General features: G+C 62.8%; 23 protein-coding genes and 1 tRNA gene. 13 read left to right on the top strand and 11 right to left on the bottom strand.

Annotated elements, in window-relative coordinates:
* Positions 1-83: 83 nt before the first annotated feature.
* The 3 genes from rimO to B015_RS0111805 all read right to left on the bottom strand — a co-directional run bounded on the left by rimO (position 84) and on the right by B015_RS0111805 (position 2824).
* Positions 84-1400 (bottom strand): 30S ribosomal protein S12 methylthiotransferase RimO, encoded by a 1317-nt coding sequence (gene rimO / locus B015_RS0111815; protein ID WP_018427901.1) that lies wholly within the window; start codon positions 1398-1400, stop codon positions 84-86.
* Positions 1401-1599: 199 nt separating this feature from the next.
* Entirely contained in the window at positions 1600-2295 is a 696-nt protein-coding gene (locus B015_RS0111810; RefSeq protein ID WP_018427900.1) for a TerC family protein, read from the bottom strand.
* A gap of 184 nt (positions 2296-2479) precedes the next feature.
* The gene (locus B015_RS0111805) at positions 2480-2824 is read right to left on the bottom strand and encodes a hypothetical protein (RefSeq protein WP_018427899.1); all 345 of its coding nucleotides are present in this window, start codon (positions 2822-2824) and stop codon (positions 2480-2482) included.
* A gap of 303 nt (positions 2825-3127) precedes the next feature.
* Between B015_RS0111805 and B015_RS0111800 the strand changes: the two genes are divergently transcribed.
* Complete coding sequence (locus B015_RS0111800) at positions 3128-4258, top strand: efflux RND transporter periplasmic adaptor subunit (RefSeq protein ID WP_018427898.1); 1131 nt, start codon at positions 3128-3130, stop codon at positions 4256-4258.
* A gap of 44 nt (positions 4259-4302) precedes the next feature.
* A complete protein-coding gene (locus B015_RS0111795; RefSeq protein ID WP_018427897.1) occupies positions 4303-7374 on the top strand; it encodes an efflux RND transporter permease subunit in 3072 nt (1023 codons plus the stop codon).
* Between the two features lie 11 nt (positions 7375-7385).
* Here the strand turns inward: B015_RS0111795 and B015_RS0111790 are convergent, their stop codons facing one another.
* The gene (locus B015_RS0111790) at positions 7386-8063 is read right to left on the bottom strand and encodes a DUF2161 family putative PD-(D/E)XK-type phosphodiesterase (RefSeq protein WP_018427896.1); all 678 of its coding nucleotides are present in this window, start codon (positions 8061-8063) and stop codon (positions 7386-7388) included.
* A 136-nt stretch (positions 8064-8199) separates the two neighbouring features.
* On the opposite strand from B015_RS0111790, the gene B015_RS0111785 reads away from it, so the two are divergent.
* Positions 8200-8775 (top strand): isochorismatase family protein, encoded by a 576-nt coding sequence (locus B015_RS0111785; protein ID WP_245262160.1) that lies wholly within the window; start codon positions 8200-8202, stop codon positions 8773-8775.
* A gap of 8 nt (positions 8776-8783) precedes the next feature.
* Here the strand turns inward: B015_RS0111785 and B015_RS0111780 are convergent.
* Positions 8784-8873, bottom strand: a tRNA-Ser gene (locus tag B015_RS0111780).
* Between the two features lie 297 nt (positions 8874-9170).
* On the opposite strand from B015_RS0111780, the gene B015_RS0111775 reads away from it, so the two are divergent.
* The 7 genes from B015_RS0111775 to B015_RS0111740 all read left to right on the top strand — a co-directional run bounded on the left by B015_RS0111775 (position 9171) and on the right by B015_RS0111740 (position 16903).
* Positions 9171-10463: a septal ring lytic transglycosylase RlpA family protein gene (locus B015_RS0111775; RefSeq protein WP_018427894.1), complete on the top strand. Its 1293-nt coding sequence runs from the start codon at positions 9171-9173 to the stop codon at positions 10461-10463.
* Positions 10464-10725: 262 nt separating this feature from the next.
* Entirely contained in the window at positions 10726-11832 is a 1107-nt protein-coding gene (locus B015_RS0111770; RefSeq protein WP_051091964.1) for a D-alanyl-D-alanine carboxypeptidase family protein, read from the top strand.
* Between the two features lie 104 nt (positions 11833-11936).
* Positions 11937-12608, top strand: a complete 672-nt coding sequence (gene tmk / locus B015_RS0111760) for a dTMP kinase (RefSeq protein WP_018427891.1) — start codon at positions 11937-11939, stop codon at positions 12606-12608.
* The gene (locus B015_RS0111755) at positions 12605-13660 is read left to right on the top strand and encodes a DNA polymerase III subunit delta' (protein ID WP_026227743.1); all 1056 of its coding nucleotides are present in this window, start codon (positions 12605-12607) and stop codon (positions 13658-13660) included. Before tmk ends, B015_RS0111755 begins: the two co-directional genes overlap by 4 nt.
* Positions 13661-13743: 83 nt before the next feature.
* Positions 13744-15285, top strand: coding sequence for a methionine--tRNA ligase (metG, locus tag B015_RS0111750; protein ID WP_026227183.1), 1542 nt, complete (start codon positions 13744-13746; stop codon positions 15283-15285).
* Between the two features lie 12 nt (positions 15286-15297).
* Positions 15298-16080: a TatD family hydrolase gene (locus B015_RS0111745; RefSeq protein ID WP_018427888.1), complete on the top strand. Its 783-nt coding sequence runs from the start codon at positions 15298-15300 to the stop codon at positions 16078-16080.
* A gap of 4 nt (positions 16081-16084) precedes the next feature.
* A complete protein-coding gene (locus B015_RS0111740) occupies positions 16085-16903 on the top strand; it encodes an MBL fold metallo-hydrolase (protein ID WP_026227182.1) in 819 nt (272 codons plus the stop codon).
* A gap of 224 nt (positions 16904-17127) precedes the next feature.
* Here B015_RS0111740 and B015_RS0111735 read toward each other — a convergent pair whose 3' ends face one another.
* Positions 17128-17616: a RidA family protein gene (locus B015_RS0111735; protein WP_026227181.1), complete on the bottom strand. Its 489-nt coding sequence runs from the start codon at positions 17614-17616 to the stop codon at positions 17128-17130.
* Positions 17617-17794: 178 nt separating this feature from the next.
* On the opposite strand from B015_RS0111735, the gene B015_RS0111730 reads away from it, so the two are divergent.
* Positions 17795-18478: a TetR/AcrR family transcriptional regulator C-terminal domain-containing protein gene (locus B015_RS0111730; protein ID WP_026227180.1), complete on the top strand. Its 684-nt coding sequence runs from the start codon at positions 17795-17797 to the stop codon at positions 18476-18478.
* A 39-nt stretch (positions 18479-18517) separates the two neighbouring features.
* On the opposite strand, the gene B015_RS0111725 is transcribed toward B015_RS0111730, so the two are convergent.
* A complete protein-coding gene (locus B015_RS0111725; protein ID WP_018427884.1) occupies positions 18518-20038 on the bottom strand; it encodes a winged helix-turn-helix domain-containing protein in 1521 nt (506 codons plus the stop codon).
* A gap of 200 nt (positions 20039-20238) precedes the next feature.
* On the opposite strand from B015_RS0111725, the gene B015_RS33830 reads away from it, so the two are divergent.
* A complete protein-coding gene (locus B015_RS33830) occupies positions 20239-20409 on the top strand; it encodes a DUF1127 domain-containing protein (RefSeq protein ID WP_245262314.1) in 171 nt (56 codons plus the stop codon).
* An 89-nt stretch (positions 20410-20498) separates the two neighbouring features.
* Positions 20499-21611 (top strand): MFS transporter, encoded by a 1113-nt coding sequence (locus tag B015_RS0111715; RefSeq protein ID WP_018427882.1) that lies wholly within the window; start codon positions 20499-20501, stop codon positions 21609-21611.
* Positions 21612-21729: 118 nt separating this feature from the next.
* Here B015_RS0111715 and ugpC read toward each other — a convergent pair whose 3' ends face one another.
* The 4 genes from ugpC to B015_RS0111695 form a co-directional block, all read right to left on the bottom strand.
* Positions 21730-22866 (bottom strand): sn-glycerol-3-phosphate ABC transporter ATP-binding protein UgpC, encoded by a 1137-nt coding sequence (gene ugpC, locus B015_RS0111710; RefSeq protein ID WP_018427881.1) that lies wholly within the window; start codon positions 22864-22866, stop codon positions 21730-21732.
* 11 nt (positions 22867-22877) lie between these two features.
* On the bottom strand, positions 22878-23774 hold the full coding sequence (locus tag B015_RS0111705) for an ABC transporter permease subunit (protein ID WP_018427880.1): 897 nt from the start codon (positions 23772-23774) through the stop codon (positions 22878-22880).
* Between the two features lie 14 nt (positions 23775-23788).
* On the bottom strand, positions 23789-24673 hold the full coding sequence (locus B015_RS0111700; RefSeq protein WP_018427879.1) for an ABC transporter permease subunit: 885 nt from the start codon (positions 24671-24673) through the stop codon (positions 23789-23791).
* A gap of 78 nt (positions 24674-24751) precedes the next feature.
* A complete protein-coding gene (locus B015_RS0111695; protein ID WP_026227177.1) occupies positions 24752-26083 on the bottom strand; it encodes an extracellular solute-binding protein in 1332 nt (443 codons plus the stop codon).
* Positions 26084-26162 lie beyond the last annotated feature (79 nt).

The raw sequence follows: 26162 nt of genomic DNA, 5'->3' as shown, positions 1-26162 counted from the left end.
ATACGGACTAGCGCCGGGATTAATCGGTTGCGCGTCGCTCAAAAGAAAAGGGCCGCTGTTGGCGGCCCTTCGTGTCGGAAAGCTCAGACGGCGGAGCCGTAGAGATCGTAGGGATCGGAACGTTCGACCTTGACGGTGACGATGTCGCCGACGCGCAGCGGGCGGCGCGACTGGATGTGGACCGAACCGTCGATCTCGGGCGCATCGTACTTGGTGCGGCCCTTGGCTGACGTACCATTGGCTTCGTCGATGATGACGGGCAGGCGCTTGCCGACCTTCTTGGCCTGTGCGGCGGCCGAGATCTTCTGCTGGCGCTGCATGAACCGGTGCCAGCGGGCTTCCTTGACCTCTTCAGGCACCTGCTCGAGGCCGAGGTCGTTGGAACGCGCGCCCTTGACCGGCTCGTATTTGAAACAGCCGGCGCGATCGATCTTGGCCTCGTCGATCCAGTCGAGCAGCATCTCGAAGTCTTCCTCTGTTTCACCAGGGAATCCGACGATGAAGGTCGAGCGGATGGCGAGGTCAGGGCAGACATCGCGCCAGCCGCGGATGCGCTCGAGTGCCTTTTCGCCATGGGCGGGACGGCGCATGTTCTTGAGCACCTGCGGCGAGGCATGCTGGAAGGGAATGTCAAGATAGGGAAGGATCTTGCCCTCGGCCATCAGCGGGATGACGTCGGCGACATGCGGGTAGGGGTAGACATAGTGCATGCGCACCCAGATGCCGAGTTCGCCGAGCTCCTGCGACAGGTCGAGGAATTTGGCGCGGACCTCGCGCTCTTTCCAGACGCTGGTGGCATATTTGACGTCGATGCCGTAGGCGCTGGTGTCCTGAGAGATGACCAGCAGTTCCTTGACGCCTGCGTTCGCCAGCTTCTCGGCCTCGCGCAGCACGTCGGCCGCCGGACGCGAGACGAGGTCACCGCGCAGGTCGGGGATGATGCAGAAGGTGCAGCGGTTGTTGCAGCCCTCGGAAATCTTGAGATAGGCATAGTGGCGCGGGGTAAGCTTGACGCCCTGCGGCGGCACAAGATCGGTGAACGGGTCATGCGCCGGCGGCGCGGCCTCGTGGACGGCGGCCATGACGCTTTCATAGGCCTGCGGGCCGGTGATGGCGAAGACGTTGGGGTGCTTCTCTCGGATCAGCTCGGGCGTGGCGCCCATGCAGCCGGTGACGATGACCTTGCCGTTCTCCTTCATCGCCGTGCCGATGGCATCCAGCGACTCTGTGCGGGCGGAATCGAGGAAACCGCAGGTGTTGACCACGACGAGGTCGGCGCCGTCATGCTTGCGGGCGATCTCGTAACCTTCGGCGCGGAGCTGAGTGAGGATGCGTTCGGAATCGACAAGCGCCTTCGGGCATCCGAGGCTGACGAAGCTGACGCGGGGTGCTGCTGACATAGGCAGGTTTCCAATGGACGCGGGCCGGTTACCCATGAGGTCCGGCCCGGAAATCTGTTGATGTGTCGATCTGGCGGCTCTGAAGAGAGCTCAATTCGGGCGGCGCAATAGCACAGATCGCAGCGCAAGCAAACCGGCTGATCGCCACATGCGGAAAGGGCCGGATTGCTCCGGCCCCCTTTGGTCTGTTGCTCCAGCCTCAGTGGGCGGGGGCTCGGTGTCCGCCGAACCACTGGCTGAGGAAGCCGAACTGGTCCGGGAACTGGTCAACCGCACCGTCGAGCAGCATCTTGATGGCGACATAGAGAATGATCAGCAGGCCGATATAGGCGATCCAGCGATAGCGGTGCAGCAGGCGAGCGACAAAGGATGCGGCAAAGCCCATCAGTGCAATCGACAGCGCCAAGCCGATGATCAGAACCGTCGGATGATCCATGGCGGCGCCGGCCACGGCGAGCACGTTGTCGAGCGACATCGACACGTCGGCAATGACGATCTGCCAGGCGGCCTGCGCAAAGGTCTTGCGCGGTCCCTTGCCGGCGATCTTGCCATCCTTGTCGTAGTCGGCGTCGGAGAGCGCCTCGGTCGCCTCGTGTTCCTCCTCATGGCTGACGCGCAGCTCGCGCCACATCTTCCAGCATACCCACAGAAGCAGCAGGCCGCCGGCGATGAGGAGCATCGGACCAATTGCCAGGAGCCACTGGGTGATAAGCGCGAAACCGATGCGCAGCACGGTCGCAGCCATGATGCCGACGAGGATGGCCTTCTTGCGCTGGTCGGCGGGCAGGCCGGCGGCGGCAAGACCGATGACGATGGCGTTGTCACCGGCCAGAACAAGGTCGATGGCGATGACTTGCAGCAGGGCCGTCAAGCCGGCGGCTGTGAAAATTTCCATGTGGTGTGACCCTCTCCCGTTCGGCGTCGGGAAACGGGCTATAACGTGCGCGGGCGGCGCGTCAACCGACTAGGGTCGCGTTTGTTTGAAATAGCGCAAAACCAGGGTTTTGCTGACGCCAAGCTGACGAAATGTGGTGAAAACTGTCGAAATCGGACGGCGAGTGTTCACGCCGGCCAAGGCATCATTCGCAGGCGTAGCGCACACGGCCTGACGGACCGGTGACGGCACGGCAGGCCAGCGGCGTCGCATCGCTTGCCTGTGCCGGATTGGCCGGCCGGGCACGCGGCGAGCGCCTTGTGGGAGCCGACTGCGGATCGACAAAGCGAATTTCTTCGCTGCCGGCCGGGAAGTTGCCCGCCTGCGCCTGCTCGATGGCGGTGCGCTTCGCCTCGTCATCCTGCCAGAATCGGCGCGAGTCCATGTGCCTTGGGATGATGACCGTGCCATCCGACGATCGGCTGCAGCCGGCGACCAGCGTGGTCGACAGACAGATCGGAAGTGCGAGGGCCAAGCGCTGCAAGGTCATGATGCTTCCTCTATAACCTGCGACGCCGTGGCAAGAAAGATCGCATTTCCAGCATGTTGCAGAAGATTTTGTCGCAGGTCACGTGACGTATTTCAACCGACGCCATGGAGCGCTCCGGCAAAATTCGCACCAGCGTCGGTTGCCGCCGCGAGAGGCCAGCCCTAGCTAAGCGTGGAACGTGCCTGTTTATTGCCGCGCGAACTCCATCCCGACCAGCGATTGCGCAACATCAATGTTGCGCCCGGGGTATTGATGTAGGGCAGGCTTCGCAAGAGCAATCGTTACCTTTCGAATGGGTTGGCGATGCTGAAGCGTATGTTTGTCATGCTTGTGCTGACGGCGCTTGTTCTGGGCGGCGTCTTCGGCTTCCAGGCCTTCAAGGCCTCGATGATCCAGAAGGTGATGGCCTCCATGGCCAATCCGCCACAGACCGTGTCGACGGTGGTGGCGGGCACGCAGCAATGGCAGTCCCAGCTTGAAGCCGTCGGCAGCCTGAGGGCTGTCAACGGGGCCAATCTGAGCGCCGAGGTTTCGGGCATCGTCTCGGCGGTGCATTTCGATTCCGGCGCGGACGTCAAGAAAGACGACCTGTTGCTCGAACTGGCCTCTGCCGACGATGTCGCGCATCTGGAGGCACTGAAGGCCACTGCAGCGCTGAACAAGGTCACCTATGATCGCGACAGCAAGCTCGGCCAGACCGGTGCCGTGAGCAAGGAAGTCGTCGACACGGACCGCGGCAACATGCTCAACGCCCAGGCGCTTGCCGCCCAGCAGCAGGCGCTGGTCGACTACAAGTCGATCAAGGCACCATTTGCCGGCCGTCTCGGCATTCGCCAGGTCGACATCGGCCAATATCTGGCAGCCGGCACGACGATCGTCAGCCTGCAGCAGCTCGATCCGATCTACATCGATTTCTACGTGCCGCAGCAGGCATTGGCGGAGATCAAGGTCGGGCAGGCCATCTCGGCCAAGGTCGACACATTCCCGGACAAGACCTTTGCCGGCACGATCGCGGCGATCAACGCGCAGGTCGATACCACCACGCGCAACGTGCAGATGCGCGCCACCCTTGATAACAAGGACCTTGTTCTGCTTCCGGGGATGTTTGCGACCATCGACATCGAAGTCGCCGAGCCGCAGAAATATGTGACGCTGCCGCAGACGGCCGTCACCTACAATTCCTATGGCAACGTCGTCTATCTCATCGACGACAAGGGCAAGGATGCCGCCGGCCATCCCCAGCTCATCGCCCGACAGGTGTTCGCCACGACGGGAGCGACCCGCGGCGATCAGGTGGCGGTGCTCAGCGGCGTCAAGGACGGCGATGTCGTGGTCACGTCAGGCCAGATGAAGCTTCATAACGGCGTGCCTGTCGAAGTCGACAACTCGGTTCAGCCGACAGACAACCCACAGCCGGCCCCTACGGACAAATGATCGTTCCGACAAAGCGTTAGCAAGCAAGAGCGCAGCAGGTCGCGATGAACTTCACCGACATCTTCATCCGCCGTCCGGTCCTGGCGATGGTCGTCAGCCTGGCCATCCTGGTGCTGGGCCTGAGGGCCATAGGCTCGCTGCCGGTCCTGCAATATCCCCGCACGGAGAACACCGTCGTCACCGTCACCACGACCTATTACGGCGCCGACCCCGATGTGATCGCCGGCTTCATCGCCACACCGCTGGAGAACGCCATCGCCCAGGCGAACGGCATCGACTACATGAGCTCGACCAGCCAATCCGGCGTCAACATCATCACCATCTATCTCCGCCTCAACTACGATGCCGACAAGGCGCTGACCGAAATCAGCACCAAGGTCGCATCCGTCATCAACCAGCTGCCGTCAGGCACGCAGCAGCCGGTGCTGAGCGTCAAGGTCGGCCAGACCATCGACGCCATGTATATGGGCTTCGACAGCGAGGTGCTGCCGCGCAACAAGATCACCGACTATCTGGCCCGCGTGGTGCAGCCAAAGCTGCAGGCGGTGCCGGGGGTGCAGACGGCGGAAATCCTCGGCGGCCAGAATTTCGCGCTGCGCGCCTGGCTCGATCCGGCAAAGCTTGCCGCCTTCGGCCTTACGGCAACCGACGTTTCCAACGCGCTCATGCAGAACGACTATATTGCCGGCCTTGGCGCCACCAAGGGCCAGATGGTGCAGGTCAACCTGACCGCCTCCACCAGCCTGCATACGGCTGAACAATTCGCCGACCTGGTGATCAAGCAGGTGAATGGCGCGGTGGTGCGGCTGAAGGACGTGGCCAATGTCACGCTCGGGGCCGACGATTATGAATCGCAGGTGGGGTTCGACGGCAAGCAGGCGGTCTATATCGGCATCCAGGTTGCGCCGGGGGCCAACCTGCTCGATGTCATCGCCGGCGTCCGCAAGGAGTTTCCCGGCATCCAGGAGCAGCAGCCGGAAGGCCTGCGCGGCCAGATCGTCTATGATTCCACCGATTTCGTGAACAGCTCGATCAGCGAGGTGATCTGGACGCTCGGCGAGGCACTGATCATCGTCACGCTGGTCATTTTTGCGTTCCTGGGATCGCTGCGTTCGGTGCTGATTCCGACTGTCGCCATACCGCTGTCGCTGATCGGCGCCTTCGTGCTGATGCTGGCGCTCGGGTTTTCCATCAACCTGCTGACGCTGCTCGCCCTGGTGCTGGCCATCGGCCTGGTCGTCGACGACGCCATCATCGTGGTCGAAAACGTCAACCGACATCTGGATGAGGGGTTGCAGCCCATGCCGGCTGCGATCATGGCGGCACGGGAGCTGGGCGGACCGATCATCGCCATGACGGTCGTGCTGATCGCTGTCTATGTGCCGATCGGCTTCCAGGGCGGCCTGACCGGTGCACTGTTCACCGAATTCGCCTTCACGCTGGTCGGCGCGGTGACCGTGTCGGCCATTGTCGCACTGACGCTGTCTCCGATGATGTGTTCGCGCATCCTCAAGCCACGCAACCGCAAAAATCCGGGGGTGCAGCAGCGCCTGTCGGATTTCATCGACCGCAGTTTCGAACGCGTCTGCAACAGATACGAGCGCTGGCTGGGCGGCAGCCTGAACTATCTTTCCGTCACCATGACCTTTGCGTTCATAGTGCTCGGCAGCATCTATTTCCTCTATGCCGGGGCCAAGAGCGAATTGGCTCCACAGGAAGACCAGGGCGTCATCATCGCCTCGTCGACGGCGGCGCCGAACGCCACGCTACAGCAGAAGCTGCTCTACACCCGACAGGTCTACCAGACATTCGCGCAACACCCTGAGACTGCGCATGTGTTTCAGATCGACGCGCCGGGCGTCGCCATTGGCGGCATGGTGTTCACGCCCTGGGATCAGCGCACCCAGACGACGAACCAGCTGCAGCCGGTGGTGCAGAACGAACTCAACAAGATTGCCGGCGCCCGGGTGGCGGCGTTCCAGCTGCCGCCGCTGCCGGGCGGGCAGGGGTTGCCCATTCAGTTCGTGCTGGCCACCACCGAGCCGTTCAGCCGCCTCAATGAGGTCGCACAGACTTTTCTCCAGGACGCGCTGAAGAGCGGCATGTTCATCTTCCTCGACACCGACCTTAAGATCGATAATCCGCAGTCGGTCGTGCAGATCGATCGCGACAAGGCTGCCCAGCTTGGCCTGAAGATGAGCGACGTTGGTGCAGCGCTCGGCTCGATGCTGGGCGGCGGCTATGTCAATTATTTCAGCCTCGACAACCGCTCCTACAAGGTCATCCCGCAGGTCCAGCAGCGCAGCCGGCTCAACACCGAGCAACTGATGAACTACTATGTCGGCACGGTGAACGGCGTTCCGATCCCGCTGTCGTCGGTCGCGACCATCACCACCAAGACCATTCCGGAATCGATCAACCATTTCCAGCAGCTGAACAGCGCCGTCATACAGGGCGTGGCCATGCCCGGCGTTGCCCAGGCGGACGCCCTGAAATTCCTGCAGGATTTGGCCAAGCGCACGCTGCCGCAGGGCTATTCGGTCGATTATGGCGGCCTGTCGCGGCAATACATTCAGGAATCGTCCGGGTTTATCACGACGTTCGGATTTGCCCTCATCATCATCTATCTCGCGCTTGCGGCACTGTTCGAGAGCTTCCGCGACCCCATCATCATCCTGGTGTCGGTGCCGATGTCGATTGCCGGCGCGCTCATCTTCATCAGCGTCGGCATCGGCGGCGCCAGTCTCAACATCTACACCGAGGTCGGGCTGGTGACGCTGATGGGGCTGATCAGCAAGCACGGCATACTGATCGTCGAGTTCGCCAATGCGCTGCAGCAGGAGGGCAAGACCAAGCGCGAGGCGATCGAACAGGCCTGCGGCATCCGGTTGCGGCCTATCCTGATGACCACGGCCGCCATGGTGCTGGGCGTGATCCCGCTGATCATCGCCACGGGCGCCGGAGCCGTGTCGCGCTTCAACATGGGGCTGGTGATCGCAAGTGGGCTCTCCATCGGCACGCTGTTCACGCTGTTCGTGGTGCCGGCGGTCTATATGCTGATCGCCGCCGACCATTCGAAACACGCCGAGGCAGGGGAGGCCGTAGAGGCCAGCTGACGACCCGCCTGCTAGCTCTCGGCAGCAACTGCCGGAGCGGCCTGCGGCCAGCGCAAAAGGGCTTCGCGCCCGACATCGGTCAGGTCGTAGATGCCCCGGTCGACGCGTGCGAACCAGCCGTAGACATTGTCGAGCAGGATCTTGGGCGCACGTCCGACATCAGGCGTCAGGTCACGCGGACGTTTTGGCCCGTCGGAAAGGGCAGCCGCGCATTTCAGCGCGTCCTGGCGATAGGCCGTCATGATCGGCGCGCGCGTGCTGCCGCCTCGCACCGGGTCGCCTTGACGGCGACGATGTTCGTTGACCAGCCGCGAACGCCGCTTCGGGTCGCGCCTGGGGGCTGGAGCATCGGGGCTTATCAGCACCTCGACGCGCCCGTCGTCGAAGACGCCGAGCAGGCCGAAGCCGAGCCTGCGGCAGAGATTGCGGAAGCGCCTGTCACCTTCGCGGCCCTTGCCGCGCGGCGACATGCGGGCCGCCAGCCAGACCTCGTCGGCTGCCGCGGCACGGTCGACGCCCTGGAGGATGAGCTCGAGATTGAACTGCAGCTTGAGCTCGCAGACCACGACGATGGGTGGCGCCTCCGCGCTCAAGGCCAGCAGGTCGCAGCCGCCGATCTCGCCCTTGACCGAAAAGCCAAGGTCCTCGAGGAAGCGTTTGACCGGGGCATATAGCGCCGTTTCGAGCAATCTTTATCTCCAGCTGCAGGCTTTGATTCCCGTCTGTAGCGTATCCATATGCTGCGGACATTTCTCGGCAAATGGATCGACTACACCAATGGCGAAAAAGCAGGCGGCTCTTCAAACCACAGTCGATGCCCTAATCGTGATCGACGTTCAGAGGGCCTTCGTGACCGGTGCGGATGCGGTGCCCGACCACGCCCGGCTGCTGCCTACGATCGCGGTTCTTGTCGAAAAGGCACGGTCGGCCGGGGCGCCGGTGATCTTTCTCCAGAATGACGGCGCCGACGGAATGGTCGACGAGCCACATCAGCCGGGCTGGGCCCTCTACTTCGAGCCAAGACCTGGAGAGGCGGTCGTGCGCAAGACAATGGACGACGGCTTCGAGCATACCGATCTCGAGGACATCCTGACCCGCGCAGGTGTGCGCGATGTCGCGATCTCGGGCGTGCTGTCTGAAATGTGCGTGGCGGCGACGGCCAGGTCCGCAATCGAACGCGGCTATGGCGTGCTCCTGCCGCACGATGCGCATGCCACCTACGACGTCCCTGCCGGGCCTGGGTCGGACAGGGTCCCCGCCGCCATGGCTGCGCGTGCTGCCGAATGGTCGCTCGGCGACGAAATCCGGATTTGTGCGACGGCAAGCGAGGTTCGCTTCGTGGCACATGCTCAAGGCATTGCTGCAGCGACTGCGCGAGGCCAGGACGGAGTGGGGAGCTAAAAGGCACCTGGCGGAGGGAGTGGGATTCGAACCCACGGAGAACTTGCGCCCTCGACGGTTTTCAAGACCGTTGCCTTAAACCACTCGGCCATCCCTCCACGGTGCAGGGCGCATATGCGGCGCCCGAACCTTGGTGGCGCGCTTGTAGCGCTCGCATGCGCTTGCCGTCAACGTGTTCGATGCAATCCAAAAGGGCAGGCGATGCCATTCCGCCCGACCACATTTGCGCCACAATCCCGCCCGCTTCGGACCGCATTCGATTAATACGCTGGCAAGCATTTCCTGCGCACATGGGGGATGGGGAAGATGTGCGTAAGAGTTTTTGCATCTTCGGCGCAACGGTCAGCTGATTCGCCGGTCTTGCCCGAGTAGCGTTGGCAGGGGACTTCAGGAACATGCAGCATTCGACGCGGAAGCGCCTCGGTCGCGCAGCCACGATCACGCTCCTTGCTGCGACTGCGGCATTCGTTGCCGGATGCGCCTCAAAGCCGACAGTGACCGCCGGCAAGAAGCGCCCGAAGGAGTATTTTGCCGAGTCCGAATATGGCGTGAAGGCAAGTCCGCGCGTCACAACTGCTATGTCGAACCTGCCGCGCGGCGGTGGTCGCGACCAGACCGGCAAGCCCTACAAAGTGCGCGGCAAGTGGTACTATCCCAAGGAAGACCGGAACTATGCCGCCATGGGTCCGGCATCCTGGTACGGTGATGCCTTCCACGGCCGCCTGACCGCCAATGGCGAAATCTACGACATGACGCACCTGACCGCGGCGCACCCGACCATGCCGCTGCCGAGCTATGCGCGCGTCACCAACACCAAGAACGGCTCGTCGGTGATCGTACGTGTCAACGACCGCGGCCCTTACTCGAACGACCGGGTGATAGATCTTTCCAAGCGCGCCGCCGAAATGCTCGACTATGCCCATAGCGGCACTGCCGACGTGAAGGTGGAATATGTCGGCCGGGCGCCGCTCGACGGCCAGGACGACCGCTATCTGCTGGCTTCCTACAGGCCGGGCAAGGGCGCGAACGATCCGACCAATATCGGCCTGCCTGCGGGCGTGATGGTGGCGATGAACGGCCCGACCCCGAGCGCTGCCGTCGGCAACGCGCCGGCATTCCCGGTGGCGATGGCATCGGTTGTTCCGCTGCCCACAAGCGCTCCCGTCAACACGCTTGCGGCACAGGCAGCCCAGTTCGAGGAGCCGGCCGCTGACATGGCGCCGCAAGGGCAGGGCGTCGTCAACATCGTACTGCCGGAGTTCGGCCCGATCGCACCGGAGCGGCCAGAGGGCATTCACGGCCAGCCGACCCGCATGGCACTCGCAACCCTTGGCTACGCCAGCGAGCGCGTCGCGACAGCCTCGCGTGCCTTTTCGGCGCTCGAAGGCAAGGGCATGTCGTCCAATGACATCGTCGATTCGTGGAAGCGCCTGAACCCCGGCCCGCGCGCCATGAATGAAAACGCCGAGCCTTACGTCTCTGCAGGCACCTTCGAGAGCGATGAAGAGGCCCGGCGCGTCGCCAAGGCGCTTTCAGCCTATGGCCGGATCGCCGTCGACCACACCGAATTCGATGGCAAGACCTGGTATTCGGTCGACCTCTATCCGAACAAGGCGACCTCGCTTGACGCGGCGCTGAAGGCGGCATGGTCGCATGGCGCGCCCGACGCCTTCGCCGTTCACGATTAGAATAGGGCGCCCGCGTGGACGCTCCAAATTACTCGCTCGGCACATCGCATTTGCCGAAAATCGTCGGTGGTTTTCGGGCCGATGTGCCAAGCGGCTCGGCAACTGTGGCTATCTGCCCGGCCACAGTTGATCCGATCAGTTGAAGCCTGATAGGCTCGCTTAGCTCGACCGGAAGACGGGTTCGAACGGGGCAGTTTCCTCCATGACTTCAAGAATTTCAGTGCCGCTTGCTCTTTTGGCCGGCCTGTTTGCAGCCATCGCCATGTCGGCTCCGGCAGGCGCGCAGCTGTTTGAGACCAAAGCGCCCCAAGCCTACATGATCGATGCCGAGACCGGCACCGTGCTGTTCTCCAAGGATCCCGACAAACCGATCTCGCCCGCGTCGCTGGCCAAGCTGATGACGATGGAAGTGGTGTTCAACGCGGTGAAGTCAGGCCGCTACAGCCTCGATGACACCTTTGCCGTCAGCGAGAACGCCTGGCGCACAGGTGGTGCTGCCTCCCGTGCCTCGACCATGTTTGCCGCGGTGCGCTCGCAAATCCGCATCGAGGACCTGATCAAGGGCGTGACGGTGCAGCTCGCCAATGACGGCTGCATCATCCTGGCCGAGGGCATGGCCGGGTCGGAGGCCAATTTCGCCCAGCAGATGACGGAGCGGGCGCGCGAGATCGGGTTGGAAAAATCGACCTTCGTCAATTCGACCGGCCTGCCGGCACCGGGCCAGACGACTTCGGTGCGCGAGCTTGCCGAACTCGGCCTGCACCTCTGGCGCACCTATCCCGATTTCTACCAGTATTATTCGCTGCCGGAGTTTACCTGGAACAAGATCCTGCAGCGCAACCGCAACCCGCTGATTGCCATGGGCTTCGGCGCCGACGGCCTGGCCACCGGCTTCACCGAGGGAGAGGGATTCGCCATCGTCGGCTCGACCAACAGCGGCGGCCGACGGCTGTTTGCGGCGATGTCGGGCATGGCCAGCGACCGCGAACGCTCGGAAGAAGCGCGCAAGCTGCTCGACTGGGGCATGCGCGCCTTCGAGAAGACCCAGATTTTTGCCCAGGACGAGACGGTCGGCGAGGCGCAGGTGTTCGGCGGCACCAAGTCGCATGTGCAGCTTGTGGCGCAGAAGCCCATCGCCATCTTCCTGCCCATCACCAACAGGGAGCGGCTGGTGGCGCGCGTCGTCTATGACGGGCCGATATCGGCGCCGATCGACAAGGGCACGCCCGTCGGCAAGCTGAAGGTGTGGATTGGCGACACGCTCAGCCAGGAGACGCCGCTCTACGCCGCCGAATCCGTCGGCGTCGGTTCGTTGCAGAGCAGGGCATTCGATGCGGTCAAGGAACTCGCCATAGGCTGGCTGCGATAGTGCGGGTGGACCTTTAGACCTCACGACGCTAGATCATCGGCAGACACATAAGCTGCGGCGAGCCGGTCGTTTCGACCGGATGCCGCAGATGGAAAGGCATCGGAGTGGCGCGCGGCTTCTTCATCACATTCGAGGGCGGCGAGGGGGCAGGCAAGTCGACCCAGATCGAGCGTCTGGCCGCCAAGCTGCGCGACAAGCGCTACGACATCATCGTCACCCGCGAGCCCGGTGGATCGCCCGGCGCCGAAGCTGTGCGTCATGTGCTGTTGTCGGGCGCTGCCGAACCCTTCGGCCCCGAAATGGAGGCGCTGCTTTTTGCCGCCGCCCGCTCTGATCATGTCGAGCAGGTCATCCGCCCTGCGGTCGAACGCGGCGCCATCGTGCTGTGCGACCGCTTCCTCGATTCCTCGCGCGTCTACCAGGGCGTAACGGGCAATCTCGATCCCGATTTCATGGCGGCCGTCGAGCGCGTAGCGATCAACGGCATGATGCCCGACATGACGCTGATCCTCGATCTCGACCCGGCGGAAGGGCTGAGGCGGGCCACGGCGCGTCGCGGCGCAGACATCGCCGACCGGTTCGAGAAGGAAACACTCGAAATCCACCAACGGCGGCGCGATGCCTATCTGGCCATCGCCGCAAGCGAACCAGAGCGCTGCGTGGTGATCGATGCGGCGCAGACGCCCGAGAATGTGGAGAACGCCATCACAGCGGCGGTGTTTGCCGGACTGGAGCAGCGTGCGGCAAGCAGCGACCGGGCGAGGGCGGACGCCTGATGTTCGAACGCATCGCACCCGAACAGCACGACACCCTCGACGGCGTACCGGAGCCAGCAGAGAACCCGCATCTCTATGGTCACGAACAGGCTGTCTCGATGCTGACTGCAGCCTATCGCGCCGGCAAGCTGCCGCATGCGCTGATCTTCGCCGGACCGGTCGGCATCGGCAAGGCGACGCTCGCCTTTCATCTCGCCAGCTACCTGCTGCGCCATCCTGACCATCGCAACGCGCCCGAGGCGTTCGTCGCGCCGGATCCGGGCTCGGCGCAGTTCCGTCAGGTCGCATCGGGCGCCCATCCTGGTGTGCTGCACCTGACGCGGCCGCAGAACGACAAGACCAAGGGTTTCAAGACGGTTGTGACCGTCGATGAGATCCGCAAGGTCTCGCGTTTCCTGTCGATGACCTCGCATGACGGCAGCTACAGGGTCGTGATCGTCGACCCGGCCGACGACATGAACGTCAATGCCGCCAATGCCTTGCTGAAGAACCTTGAAGAGCCGCCGGCGCGCACGCTGTTCATCCTGATCGTGCATGCGCCGGGCAACCTTTTGCCCACCATCCGATCGCGTTGCCAGACGATCCGGCTGACGCCGCTCGACGATGCGAGCCTTTTGTCGGCTTTGGCCGGCACCGATCAGCTAGCGCCCGACGAGCCGCAAGCGCGGGCAGCACTTGTTGAACGGGCAGGGGGGAGCGTGCGCGGCGCGATCCTGCTGACCCAGTATGGCGGCCTTGATATCGCCGATGCGCTCGACAAGGCGGTGTCGGGCGGGCGCACCGGGATAGCCGACGCACACAAGCTCGCCGACGTGGTTGCCGGACGCGACAGCGCCATCCAGTTCGAGATCTTCAACCGCCGGGCGCTGGACCTGCTCGCCGAAAGCGCGGCGGATGCTGCGCGCAGCTCCGAGTTGGCCCGGGCCAATGCTCTGGCTGACGCTTGGCAGGACGCGCAGAACGCGATATCTGAGACCGAGACCTACAATCTCGACAAGAAGCAGCACGTACTGGCCATGATCGACCGCTTGAATGCCGCAATGCGAATGTGACGCTCGTCCGCCGGGTGGCAATCGGCCGCCCGATGCGTTATCTGACCCGCGACCATTTCATTCTGCATTCAGGACGGCCTCCCATGTCCCGCGAAAAATTCTACATCACGACCGCAATCTCTTATCCGAACGGCAAGCCCCATATCGGCCATGCCTATGAGTTGATCGCCACCGACGCACTCGCCCGCTTCCAGCGCCATGACGGCAAGGACGTCTTCTTCCTGACGGGCACCGACGAGCACGGCATCAAGATGCTGCAGACGGCCAATCGCGAGGGCATCACCGCTCGCGAACTGGCTGATCGTAACTCGAATGAATTCAAGAAGATGGCGACGCTTCTCAATGCGTCGAACGATGATTTCATCCGCACCACGGAAGAGCGCCACTACGCCGCCTCCCAGGCGATCTGGAAGGCGATGGCCGACAGGGGCGACATCTACAAGAGCAGCTATGCCGGCTGGTACTCGGTGCGCGACGAAGCCTATTACGGCGAGGAAGAGACCGAACTCCGTCCCGACAATGTTCGCTACGGGCCGCAGGGCACGCCGGTCGAATGGGTCGAGGAGGAGAGCTACTTTTTCCGTTTGTCGGCCTACCAGGACAAGCTGCTGGCGCTCTATGACAGCCAGCCCGACTTCATCGGCCCCAACGAGCGCCGTAACGAGGTGGCTAGCTTTGTCCGCTCCGGCCTGAAGGACCTGTCGATCTCGCGCACGACATTCGACTGGGGCGTGCCGGTGCCCGGTGACGACAAGCATGTCATGTATGTCTGGGTCGACGCGCTCACCAACTACATCACCGCTCTTGGCTATCCCGACACCAGCGCCGAGAAGTGGGCCTACTGGCCTGCCGTGCACATTATCGGCAAGGACATCGTGCGCTTCCATGCCGTCTACTGGCCGGCTTTCCTGATGTCGGCGGGCATCGAGTTGCCCAAGCGGGTGTTCGGCCACGGCTTCCTGTTCAACCGCGGCGAGAAGATGTCGAAGTCGCTTGGCAATGTCGTCGATCCGTTCAGCATGGTCGAGCATTACGGCCTCGACCAGGTGCGCTACTTCCTGCTGCGCGAGGTTCCGTTCGGCCAGGACGGCAGCTACAGCCATGAGGCGATCGTCAACCGCACCAATGCCGATCTCGCCAACGATCTCGGCAATTTGGCGCAGCGCTCGCTGTCGATGATCGGCAAGAACTGCAACGGCGTGGTGCCGCAGCGCGGCGAGCTGACCGACGCCGACAAGGCGATCCTCGACCAGGCCACTGCGGCGCTGGCGACGGCGCGCAAGGCGATGGCGGAGCAGGGGATCCATCATGCCCTCGCTGCGATCTTCGCCGTGGTGGCCGAGGCCAACCGCTACTTCGCGGCACAGGAGCCGTGGGCGCTGAAGAAGACCGATCCGGCGCGCATGGAGACAGTGTTGTGGACCACCGCCGAGGTGATCCGCCGCGTCGGCATCATGTGCCAGCCCTTCATCCCGGCATCGGCGTCCAAGCTGCTCGACCTGCTTGATGTGAACGAACGCGACTTCGTCCATGTCGACGAGAAGCATGCGCTGGTTCCGGGGGCGGCTCTGCCGGCGCCACAGCCGGTGTTCCCGCGCTATGTCGAACAGGCTACCGAAGGCTGAGGCAGTCGAAAGATGCTTGTCGACAGTCATTGCCACCTCGATTTTCCCGACTTCGCCGAGGAGCGCGCGGCCATTGTCGCGCGCGCCAAGGCAGCAGGTGTCGAGCGCATGGTCACCATCTCGACGCGGGTGAAGCGCTTTGCGCAAATCATTGCTATCGCTGAAGAATTCGACGAAGTCTTTTGCTCGGTCGGCACCCATCCGCACAATGCCGATGAAGAACTCGACGTGACTTCGGACGAACTCGTTCGTCTGTCGCAGCACCCGAAGGTGGTGGCGATCGGCGAGGCGGGGCTCGACTATTTCTACGACAAGGCGCCTCGCGAGGCCCAGGCCAGGGGCCTGCGCACGCACATCGCGGCTGCCCGCGAGACGGGATTGCCGCTGGTGATCCATGCCCGTAGCGCCGATGAGGACATGGCTGCGATCCTGACCGAAGAGACGGGGAAGGGCGCCTTCCCCTTCATCCTGCACTGCTTCTCCTCGGGGGCGGATCTGGCGCGTGTCGGCGTCGAGCTTGGAGGCTATGTGTCCTTCTCTGGCATCGTGACCTTCAAGAACTCGGCCGAGTTGCGCGACATCGCCAGGCAGGTTCCGCACGATCGTCTCCTGGTCGAGACGGACGCGCCTTACCTTGCGCCCATCCCGTTCAGGGGAAAGCGCAACGAGCCGGCCTATGTCGCCAACACGGCCGCCGTGCTGGGCGAAACCATCGGTGTCAGCGCCCAAGAGATCGCCGACATCACCACGGCCAACTTCTTCCGGCTGTTTACCAAGATGCCAAGGCCGGCCTGACGCCATGGCGGATACGCTGCGCCTCACGATTTTAGGTTGCGGCTCTTCGCCGGGCACGCCGCGCATCACCGGTGACTGGGGCGCATGCGACCCTGCCAATCCCAGGAACAGGCGCACGCGCGCGGCCGCCATGGTCGAGCGTATTTCGGCCAGTGGCACGACACGCGTCGTCATCGATACCGGCCCGGATTTCCGCGCCCAGATGCTGGCTGCCGATGTCAGGCACATCGATGCGGTGGTCTACACGCATCCGCATGCCGACCATATCCATGGCATCGACGACATCAGAGGCTATGTGCTCGAGCGCGGCAGCCTGATCGACATCTGGGCCGACGACTTCACGCTCGGCCGGCTCAAACAGGCGTTCGGATATTGCCTCGAAACGCCACCCGGAAGCTCGTATCCGCCGATCGTGCGGCCGAGCATTATCGAGCACGACAAGGCGTTTTCAGTGGAAGGAGAGGGCGGTCCCCTCACCTTTTTGCCGCTGCCGCAGATCCACGGCGACATCATTTCGCTCGGCTTCCGCATCGGCCCGATTGCCTATTGCTCCGACGTCAGCGACTTCCCGAAGACTACGGCTGCGCTGATGGACGGCCTGGAACTGCTGGTGGTCGATGCGCTGCAATACAGGCCACATGTGAGCCATTTGTCGCTGTCGGAAGCGCTTGATTGGATCGAGCGCCTGAAGCCCAGGCAAGCGGTGCTCACGCACATGCATGTGCCGCTGGATTACGACACGGTTCTGGCAGAGACGCCTGACAACGTCGTGCCGGCATATGACGGCATGGTCATCGATGTGCCTTTGATTCCAGCACCGTAGCCGCTGGCGTGAATGTCCGCTGCGAGCGTTGGCCCAGCGATTGAGCTAGGCGAAGACAAAGCCAGGTGCTGCGCTTAAAGCCCGCATCTCTGCTGCGGCAATCGCATCAATAAGTTCCATAATCTATCTTATGCGACCTTCCGGCAATGCCGGATGGGCGAAGCATCTGACCCGATTGCATACCTCTTTCGGTTCGCACAATCGGTCCGGCTCCGCCCGCCCCGTCAGTCAAGCACGACCACGGCCTCCACCTCGAACAGCATGGGATCAACGGCGAGCTTGGGAACCGGCACCAGAGTCTGTGCCGGCAGCGTCTCGCCGAACATTTCCTTGACGTTCTGGGTCAGCACCCCAAGCTTGGACATATCGTGGTCGACAACGAAGACCGTCAGCTTGGCGACCTGATCCGGTTTGGCGCCGATACCGTCGAGCGCAGCGCCGAGGTTTGCGTAAGCCTGTTTGACCTGAACGGCAAAGTCCGGCGACAAGGCTCCCGTGGCGTCCTGGCCGCCTTGTCCGGAGATGTAGGCCACTCGTGCCCCAACCGGCACGATGACGGCCGTGCTGTAGCCGTTCGGTGTCGGGTCGTAGAGGTTGTTCGGGTTGACGACGGTCAGCTTGCGGTCATTCGCGTTGGCTGTCGTTGCGGTGGTAACTCCGATGGCCATTGTGACCAAGCCTCCAACAAGCAGTTTCATAATTGGGTGTGACATGATTTCTCTCGGGCTCGCGGACTGCAGGCGGCATGCCTCTCTGTCCGTTTCAACCTATCTTGCGCAAATACTCATACGCCGTACGAGTCGATTCATGGTATGGCGTACGAGATGATTGTTCAAGGCCGCTTTTCATGGCATTGCTGGTGCCGATGCACCGAACTGCAAGGAAATGCGCATGACAGCCAAAGCCAGTGGCCGCAAACGATCCCGAAGGGCTGGCGAACAGACGTCGCCGGAACCGGGTAGCGAACCGCCGCTGTCCAGGGAGCGTATCGTGGCGGTCGCAGTACAACTGCTCGACGACCAGGGGATCGACGGCTTGTCGATGCGCAGGCTCGCCGAACGCCTCGGCTCGGGTGTGATGAGCCTGTACTGGCACGTCGACAACAAGGAGGTCGTCCTGGACCTGGCCCTCGACAAGGTGCTCGAAAAAAGCGGATTGCCGCATGTCTGCGCGTCACAGGACTGGCGTGGCGAAGTCGTCTTCATGCTCGAGGAATGGCGCGCCATCATGCTGCGCCATCCGTGGTCGGCATCGCTGCTGCCGCGCCGCGTGCTCGGCCAGAACATGCTCGGTCGCCTGGAGCGACTGGGCAGGACCTTGTCCAGAGCCGGGGTCGCCGACGCGGATATGAATGCGGCGATATGGTCACTCTGGAACTATGTGATGGGCGCCACCCTCACCCGTGCGAGCTTCGATGTCTCGGAGGAAGACAGAGCAGCCGCGCAACTGCGCCTTGCAGGTCTCAGCGAACCATACCCGACAATAGAACGCTCCCGGCTGCTGTTGGACAATGATTGGGACGGTGCTTTCGAAAAAGGCCTTGGTTTCCTGCTGGACGGACTCTCTCCAGGATAGGACTATGGCTCGCAACGAGGTCGCGCCGAAGCCGGCGTCTCACTCCGGAAGGCCGGCCTTGCGGAAGCCGTCGACGAAATGCCCGAGCGTGGTGGTGTCTCGGAACGGTTCGGTCGCTGCCCAGTGGCTCGTGGTGAAGTCAGGATTGCCGACAAGGAACAATTCGACCTCCGCCCGCGCCTCATCAAGCCGGCCGAGCTGCGCAAGGCTGGCCGCCAGGAAACGGCGCGAACTTGTCCAGTAGGTCTCGTCCCGGCGCATCGTCTCGACGGCGGCTTCGTAGTCGCCGGTAGCATACTGCGCCTGGCCGAGCGTCAGATAGTACCAGTTCGCCGGATATGGGTTGAGCCGGAACGCCTTGCGAATGTGCTCAAGGCCCTCCTCTACCCGCCCAGCCAACACTGCGATGTCGGACAATGCCGCCCAGGTGTCCGCCTCGTTCGGGTCGAGCTCTATCGCCTTGGCGAACTCGGCATCCGCCTCGGCAAATCTGCGCTCATAGGCCAGCAGATAAGCCAGCACCCAGCGGCAGCCGGCGTCGTTGGGATCGATTGCAACAGCCTTGCAAGCGAGATCCAGCGCGACCTTGCGGGCATGTTCGGTCGGCCCGCCGCTGTGAACTGATCCCATCCAGTGATTCAGGGCTAACCAACGATAGGCCTCGGCGTATTCAGGATCGAGCGAGACCGCGCGCGTCAGCATCAGATGCGCTTGCCGCGCCGTTCGCGGCTCATCATCCATCAGTTTGCGCGCCCGCACGCAGAGATCATAGGCTTCGAGGCTCCTGGGCCGATTGCGTGGTGGCAGCGAAGTACGCAGCCGGCCGAGCAACGCATCGACGATCTTGGCTGTGACTTCGTCCTGGACAGCAAAGATATTGTCCAGGCTGCGGTCGAAACGTTCCGCCCACAGATGCTCGCCACTTGCCGCGTCGACCAGCTGGGCATTGATGCGCACGCGCCCAGCGGCACGCCTGGCGCTGCCTTCCAGCAAGTAGCGTACGCCGAGGTCCTCGGCGATCATGCGCACGTCCATCGCCCTTCCCTTATATGCAAAGGCCGAGTTGCGCGCGATGACGAACAGGCCGGCATGCCTGGACAGGTCGGTGATCAGGTCTTCGGTCAATCCGTCGGCGAAGGCTTCCTGCTCGACATCGTTGCCAACATTTACAAAGGGCAGCACGGCGATCGACGGCTTGTCGGGCAGCGGCAAGGATTTTCGCTTGGTGTTACCAAGCTTTTGGACAGCACCGGTGAAGCGGTAGCCGACGCGTGGAACCGTCGATATCCATTCGCCGTCGTCGCCGGTCGGGCCAAGCAGCTTCCTGAGCTGTGCGATCTGGACGGTGAGGTTGCCCTCCTCGACCGCCCTGCCCGGCCACGCCGCGTCCATCAGCTCGGCCTTGCGGAGGATTTCGCCCGGGCGTCCGGCGAGCGCCGCAAGCAGCTTCACTCCACGATGGCTGACAGCAACAGGATCATCGTTCCGGAGGAGCGTTCCCGCATCCGGATCAAGCACGAACGGACCAAAGGCAAAGCGCGATCCCTGCATGCGGCGCATCTATAGCTCGTTTGGAAGTTTTTGGAACTATTTGGCCGAGCTTAACGACGGCGCTGCTCGTATCCTTCAGTAATCATCCTCTTTCAGGTCGAAGGCCCCGCCCCTTCAGATCTACGGAGGTTGAGATGAACGATGCTTTCACCCTTTTGCCGACCCGACATAAGACAACGCGGCCTGGGGTGCCTGTTGCAGCGGTTGATATGCCGCGCCTGGCGACTTTGCGAAACATGGTCGCGACCTGGAGCTGGCGGTCCCGCTTTCGCTGGGACCTTGCACAGAAGTCGAGGGACGAACCTCATCTGATCGACGACATCGGCCTGACGAGACGGCAAGTCGAGGCTGAAATCGCCAAGCACTTCTGGCAGGCATGAGGCGAATGGCACAGGATCGAGAGTTTACGGCGGCGGCAGCGGTTCGCCCGCACCAGCCATCGCGAGAGGATCGTCTCCCATGGGTCGCGATGACAGGCATCATGGCGACGGTTTCGGTTTTCGCCCTGGCACAGGGGCTGACCTATCCGCTGCTCAGCTTCATCCTCGAACGGCAAGGGACGACATCAAGCCTGATCGGCCTGTCGGCGGCGATGACGCCGTTGGGATTCATCGTATCCGCTCCCTTGATACCTGCCCTGGCGCTGCGCGTGGGCGCGGCACGGCTTGCGATGCTGTGTTCGACGCTCGCAGCAGCCACTCTCGTGACGATCGCCCTGATGCAGGACGCCTGGGGATGGATGCCGTTGCGGTTCCTGCTCGGATTCTTCGCCAACCCGCTCTACGTGATCAGCGAAACCTGGCTAATCTCGATCACGCCCGCACGACGCCGGGGCCGCATCATGGGCCTCTATTCGTCTGTTGTTTCGGGTGGCTTTGCCATCGGCCCGCTGTCGCTCGGCCTGTTCGGCGCACAAGGGTGGCCGCCCTTCATGATCGGCATAGCGGCCTTCCTTCTCTGCGGCCTCGTCGTGCTTGCCGTCGCATCCCGCCTGCCCGACATGCCGCATGAAGGCCAAGCAATATCGGTCGGTGGCTTCTTTTCGCTGGCACCGCTGCTGTTGCTTGCGGTTTTCACGGCCGCCGCCTTCGAGCAGACCTTGCTTTCGCTGTTTGCGGTCTATGGCGCAGCTCTCGGCAGCGTCGAGGGACGCATCGCTGCGCTCATCACCTGTTTCGTCGCAGGCAATGCCACGCTGCAGATCGTACTCGGGCGCATGGCCGAGCAATTTGGCTCGACGCAGGCTATGGTGTTCTGCGTCCTGTCCTCGCTGGCCGGCTGCCTGTTGCTGCCGTTGGCCTTCAACGCCTGGCTCATCTGGCCGCTCGTCTTCGTCTGGGGTGGGGTCTCGTTCGGGATCTACACGATATCGCTGATCCAGCTCGGCGAGCGTTTCGGCGGCCAGGCCTTGATCGCGGGCAATGCGGCCTTCGCCCTCGCTTGGGGTATCGGCGGCATCGTCGGCTCGCCTGCGACGGGCCTCGCGATGCAACTGATCGGGCATCATGGCCTGCCGTTATCGCTGGGCCTGCTGTGTTGCGTACTGGCGGTGCTTCTGATGGCCCGAAAACGGCGAGGCTGATCGCCGCTTATACCTCACCATTTGTCGGCGTTCGGGCCGCAAGAACCGGCGCGCGCTTCTTTTGCACGTCGGTTCGTGGTTGGAGACGACGTTCTTGCAACCAGAAATGTCTTCAGTTTCAGGCCGGCAGCAGCACCGGGCGCTCCTGAACGATGTCGGATGCAGCGTCCAGCGAGACGGTCGGCCTCTTTTCACCTGACAGCCGACGTCCGCTTTGATCAAACAGTTGCACATGTTCGGGCGCAATGCGGAACGACAGCGGCTCGCCAGCCTTGCGCACCGAACTGCCGACGACATGAGCGATCACGCTCGACTTCGCCACCGTGCCATGAACGAGCTGTGCGGCGCCGAGTTCTTCGGAGAAATCGTACTGTCCGGACAGGCCGCCCGAGCCGAGCTCCACTGCCTCGGCACGGAAGCCGATCGTGATCGGCCCTGGAGCGGCGGCCGGCCAGCGGCTGCGGTCATAGGCCACTGCCTGCCCGTCTTCGAGCGTTACCGTGCCCTTCTCCGGATCGATGATGCCAGGCAGAAGGTTCAGGCCCGGCGTGCCGATGAAGCCCGCGACATAGGTCGTCGCCGGGCGTTGATAGATTTCGGCCGGCGAGCCGACCTGTTCGATACCGCCCTTGTTCATGACCACGATCCGGTCGGCCAGCGTCATCGCCTCAATCTGGTCGTGTGTGACGAACAGCGTCGTCGCACCCAGCCGCTGGTGCAGTTTGCGGATTTCGACGCGCATCGCCACGCGCAGCCTGGCGTCTAGGTTGGACAGCGGCTCGTCATAGAGGAACACCTTGGGCTCGCGGATCATCGCCCGACCCATCGCCACACGTTGGCGCTGGCCGCCGGACAGCTGGCCCGGCTTGCGGTCGAGGAACTCGGCGAGGCCGAGCGACGTCGCCACGGCTTGCACACGCTCGCGACGCCCGGCCTTCGATATGCCGGCGATCTTCAGCGCATAGCCGATATTGTCGGCGACCGTCATATGCGGATAGAGCGCATAATTCTGGAACACCATGGCGCAGCCGCGCTCTCGCGGCTCGAGCTTGTTGACGACCTTGCCTTCGATGGAGATCTCGCCGTCGGAGATCGTCTCAAGCCCGGCGACCATGCGCAGCAGCGTCGATTTCCCGCAACCCGAAGGCCCCAGGATGACGACGAGCTCGCCGCTGGTGACATCGAGGTCGATGCCATGGACGACCTCGCTCTTGCCGTAGGTCTTGCGCACCGCGCGAATGGCGATTTCGGCCATTTTCGAACTCCTTACTTGTCGGTCTGGATGAGGCCGCGCACGAACCAGCGCTGCAGAAGCATGGTCACCAGCACCGGCGGGGCCAGGACGATCAGGTTGGCCGCCATGGCGATGTTCCAGACCGGCGGCTCGCCGAACAACGGTCCGGGAACGACCTTCTGCAGCTGCATGGTGGCGGTGGCGTAGTTCTGGTGGTCGGTGACGACGAGCAGCGGCCACAGATACTGGTTCCACGACCACACGAACATGATGGTGGCGAGTGCGGCCATGTTGGTCTTGGACAGCGGCAGCAGCACCTCGAGGAAAAAGCGTACCGGCCCTGCCCCATCCATCTTGGCGGCTTCCGTCAACTCGTCGGGCACGGTGAGAAAGAACTGGCGGTAGAGGAAGGTGCCGGTGGCGGTCGCGATCAGCGGCAGGATCAGCCCCGAATAGGAATTGAGCAGGTTCCACTCCGGCAGGTTGATGCTGATTCCAACGAAATCGAGCATCGACTGGAATGGCCTCAACGCATCGGCTGCGACCGCATAGGTCGGCACGATGCGCACTTCCAGCGGTAGCATCAGGGTGATGAAGATCAGCCAGAACATCACCATGCGCAGGCGATAGTTGAAGTAGACGATCGAGAAGGCCGAGATCGCCGAAATGCCGATCTTGCCGATGGTAACGCCGCCGGCGACGATCAGCGAGTTGACCATCACACGGTCGAAGTTCCCCCGTTCCCAGGCGGCGGACAGGTTCTCGAACAGATGGCTGCCGGGCCATAGCGGCATCGGCACCTGGTTGACGGTGTGGAAGTCGTGGCTGGCGGCCACGAACACGATCCAGAGCGGAATGAGCAGCGCGATCAGGCTGACGATCAGCAGCGCATGGGTGGCGAAATCGAGGATGGGGGTGCGTTCGATCATGGCTGGCGCTCCGATCAGCTGTAATGGATGCGCCGCTCGACATAGCGGAACTGGATGACGGTGAGTGCGATGACCAAGAGCATCAGCACGATCGATTGGGCAGCGGCGAGCGAGTAGTCCTTGCCCTGGAAACCGTCGGCATAGATCTTGTAGACCATCAGGTCGGTCGCGCGCGCCGGTCCGCCGCCGGTGGTGATGTCGACGATGCCGAAGCTATCGACGAAGCTGTCGGTGATGTTGATGACGATGAGGAAGAACAGCGTCGGTGCGATCAGCGGCAGCTGGACGTCGCGCATCCGCCGCAGCACGCTGGCGCCATCCATGGCGCAGGCCTCGATCACCGATCGCGGGATCGACTGAAGTGCTGCGAGGAAGAAGATGAAGTTGTAGCCAACCATCTTCCAGCTCTGAGCGAAGACGATCAGGGCAAAGGCGTCATAGCCGTCGAGCGCGGGGTTCCAGATGTCGGGGAATACGCGGTTGATGACCGAGACGAAGCCGGCATCCGGCGAAAAGATGAAGCGAAAGGCCAGGCCGACGGCGGGGGCTGCCAGCGCATAAGGCAGGAAGAAGGTGAATTTGTAGACCTGGTGCCCAGGCAGCCGGCGGTCGACGAACAGCGCAAGGATGACCGCGATCACCAGCGACAAAATCGTTGCCATGCCGGCGAAGGCCAGCGAGATCCGCACTGAACTCCAGTACTTTGGGTCGGCGAAGACAGTCTGGAAATTGAGCAGCCCGACCCAGTCATTGTTGCCGCCGAAGGGCGGCTCGAGGGTCAGTGCCCAATAGAGCGCCTCGCCCGAGGGCCAGTAGAAGAAGACGAAGATGAGCAGCATCTGCGGCGCAATGAATGCCGCCGCCAGCCACAGATTGGAAAAAGTGGAGCGCTTTTCCAAGCGACGTCTCCCGGTTTCGCATGCTGAGATGGGCGCCGCACAAGGCGGCGCCCGATTACTTCCTGAGCTTCAGAAGGCTCAAGGCAGAGCAGCGCCCTTGTAGGTCTGCTCGTAACGACGAAGGATCTGGTTGCCGCGTTCGACGGCAGCATCGAGGGCCGTCTGCATGTCCTTCTGGCCGGTGAAGGCCGCCTCGAGTTCGGCGCGGACTTCGGCGCGGATCGAGGTGAAGTTACCGAGGCGGATGCCACGCGACAGCGGGCCGACATCGGAGGCGGTCAGCGAGGCGATGGCGACCTCACGGCCGGCATGCTTGGGGTCGGCATAGAAGCCTTCCTGCTTGAGCAGGTCGAAGCCCTTGGTGGTGACCGGGATGTAACCAGTGTTTTCGGCGATGTACTTCTCGCCGGTATCTGCGGCAGTCACGTATTTCAGGAACGCGGCCGCAGCCTCATATTCCTTCTCCGACTTGCCCTGCATCAACCACAGCGAGGCGCCGCCGACCAGCGAGTTGGTGCGCTTGGCGGCGTCGATCACCGGCAGCATCGCCACGTCCCACTTGAGATCGGCGACCTGGGTGTTCTTGACAGTGCCGTGGTTGGCGATCGAGCTGATCGTCGAAGCGCAGCTGCCGTCGGCGAAGGACTGGATCAGGTTCTTGCCGACCTGGGTGGTCTGGATCTTGGCGTAGCCGGCGTCGAGCCAGCCCTTGAAGTCCTTCATGTGGTCGACGAAGGCGGTCTTGTTGAAGACCAGTTCGGCGCCGAGGCCACCATAACCATTGTCCATCGAGGCGACGGGAATGTTGTTGGTGGCGGAGAACTGCTCGAGGTTCATCCAGGTGTCGAAATCGAAGGCGAAACCGCATTCGACGCCGGCGGCCTTCATGGCCTTCAGGTCTTCGCCGAACTCGGCCCAGGTCTTGGGAGCGCTGGTCTTGTTGATCTTCGCCCAGGCATCCTTGTTCCAGTAGAACACGGCCGACGACGAGTTGTAGGGGAACGACCACATGTCGCCGCTGTTGGTGGCGTAATAGTTGGCGATGCCTGGGAAGTAGCCCTTCCAGTCGATGTCCATCTTGTGGTCTTCGGCGAACTTGTTGGCCGGGTAGATGGCGCCCGACAGCATGAAGTTGACCGTACCGGCGTCATAAATCTGGACGATCGTCGGCTGCTGCTTGGCGCGGTAGGCGGCAATCGTGTTCTGCTCGGCCTTGTCGTAGCCGCCCTGGCCGGTGCAGACGGCCTCGTACTTGTCCTGCGATTCATTGAACAGCTGGCACTGCTTGGCAACGACCTCTCCGAGGTCGCCGGTCAGGCCATACCAGAATTCGAACTTGGTGCGCTCGGCCGCGCCCGCGGCCGTTGCAATGGCGCTTGCCGCAGTCGCAAGCAGGATCAATCGTTTCATCCGTCGTCTCCCTCGGGAAGCTGGTGAGCACTACGCTCGCAGCAGCCCCTACCCCGCCGGGATGACAGGCACGTTTTGA

The organism is Hoeflea sp. 108, from assembly GCF_000372965.1.
Classification (GTDB): domain Bacteria; phylum Pseudomonadota; class Alphaproteobacteria; order Rhizobiales; family Rhizobiaceae; genus Aminobacter.
This window is presented reverse-complemented; position numbering and strand designations above follow the sequence as displayed.

Coding starts and splice junctions, on each gene's coding strand:
- B015_RS0111795 (WP_018427897.1), top strand. CDS start 4,303: ATGAACTTCACCGACATCTTCATCCGCCGTCCGGTCCTGGCGATGGTC.
- metG (WP_026227183.1), top strand. CDS start 13,744: ATGTCCCGCGAAAAATTCTACATCACGACCGCAATCTCTTATCCGAAC.
- B015_RS0111735 (WP_026227181.1), bottom strand. CDS start 17,616: ATGTCACACCCAATTATGAAACTGCTTGTTGGAGGCTTGGTCACAATG.
- ugpC (WP_018427881.1), bottom strand. CDS start 22,866: ATGGCCGAAATCGCCATTCGCGCGGTGCGCAAGACCTACGGCAAGAGC.
- B015_RS0111725 (WP_018427884.1), bottom strand. CDS start 20,038: ATGCGCCGCATGCAGGGATCGCGCTTTGCCTTTGGTCCGTTCGTGCTT.
- B015_RS0111695 (WP_026227177.1), bottom strand. CDS start 26,083: ATGAAACGATTGATCCTGCTTGCGACTGCGGCAAGCGCCATTGCAACG.
- B015_RS33830 (WP_245262314.1), top strand. CDS start 20,239: ATGCCGCGCCTGGCGACTTTGCGAAACATGGTCGCGACCTGGAGCTGG.
- B015_RS0111810 (WP_018427900.1), bottom strand. CDS start 2,295: ATGGAAATTTTCACAGCCGCCGGCTTGACGGCCCTGCTGCAAGTCATC.
- B015_RS0111800 (WP_018427898.1), top strand. CDS start 3,128: ATGCTGAAGCGTATGTTTGTCATGCTTGTGCTGACGGCGCTTGTTCTG.
- rimO (WP_018427901.1), bottom strand. CDS start 1,400: ATGTCAGCAGCACCCCGCGTCAGCTTCGTCAGCCTCGGATGCCCGAAG.
- B015_RS0111805 (WP_018427899.1), bottom strand. CDS start 2,824: ATGACCTTGCAGCGCTTGGCCCTCGCACTTCCGATCTGTCTGTCGACC.
- B015_RS0111740 (WP_026227182.1), top strand. CDS start 16,085: ATGGCGGATACGCTGCGCCTCACGATTTTAGGTTGCGGCTCTTCGCCG.
- B015_RS0111730 (WP_026227180.1), top strand. CDS start 17,795: ATGACAGCCAAAGCCAGTGGCCGCAAACGATCCCGAAGGGCTGGCGAA.
- B015_RS0111715 (WP_018427882.1), top strand. CDS start 20,499: ATGACAGGCATCATGGCGACGGTTTCGGTTTTCGCCCTGGCACAGGGG.
- B015_RS0111770 (WP_051091964.1), top strand. CDS start 10,726: ATGTCGGCTCCGGCAGGCGCGCAGCTGTTTGAGACCAAAGCGCCCCAA.
- B015_RS0111745 (WP_018427888.1), top strand. CDS start 15,298: ATGCTTGTCGACAGTCATTGCCACCTCGATTTTCCCGACTTCGCCGAG.
- B015_RS0111775 (WP_018427894.1), top strand. CDS start 9,171: ATGCAGCATTCGACGCGGAAGCGCCTCGGTCGCGCAGCCACGATCACG.
- B015_RS0111705 (WP_018427880.1), bottom strand. CDS start 23,774: ATGATCGAACGCACCCCCATCCTCGATTTCGCCACCCATGCGCTGCTG.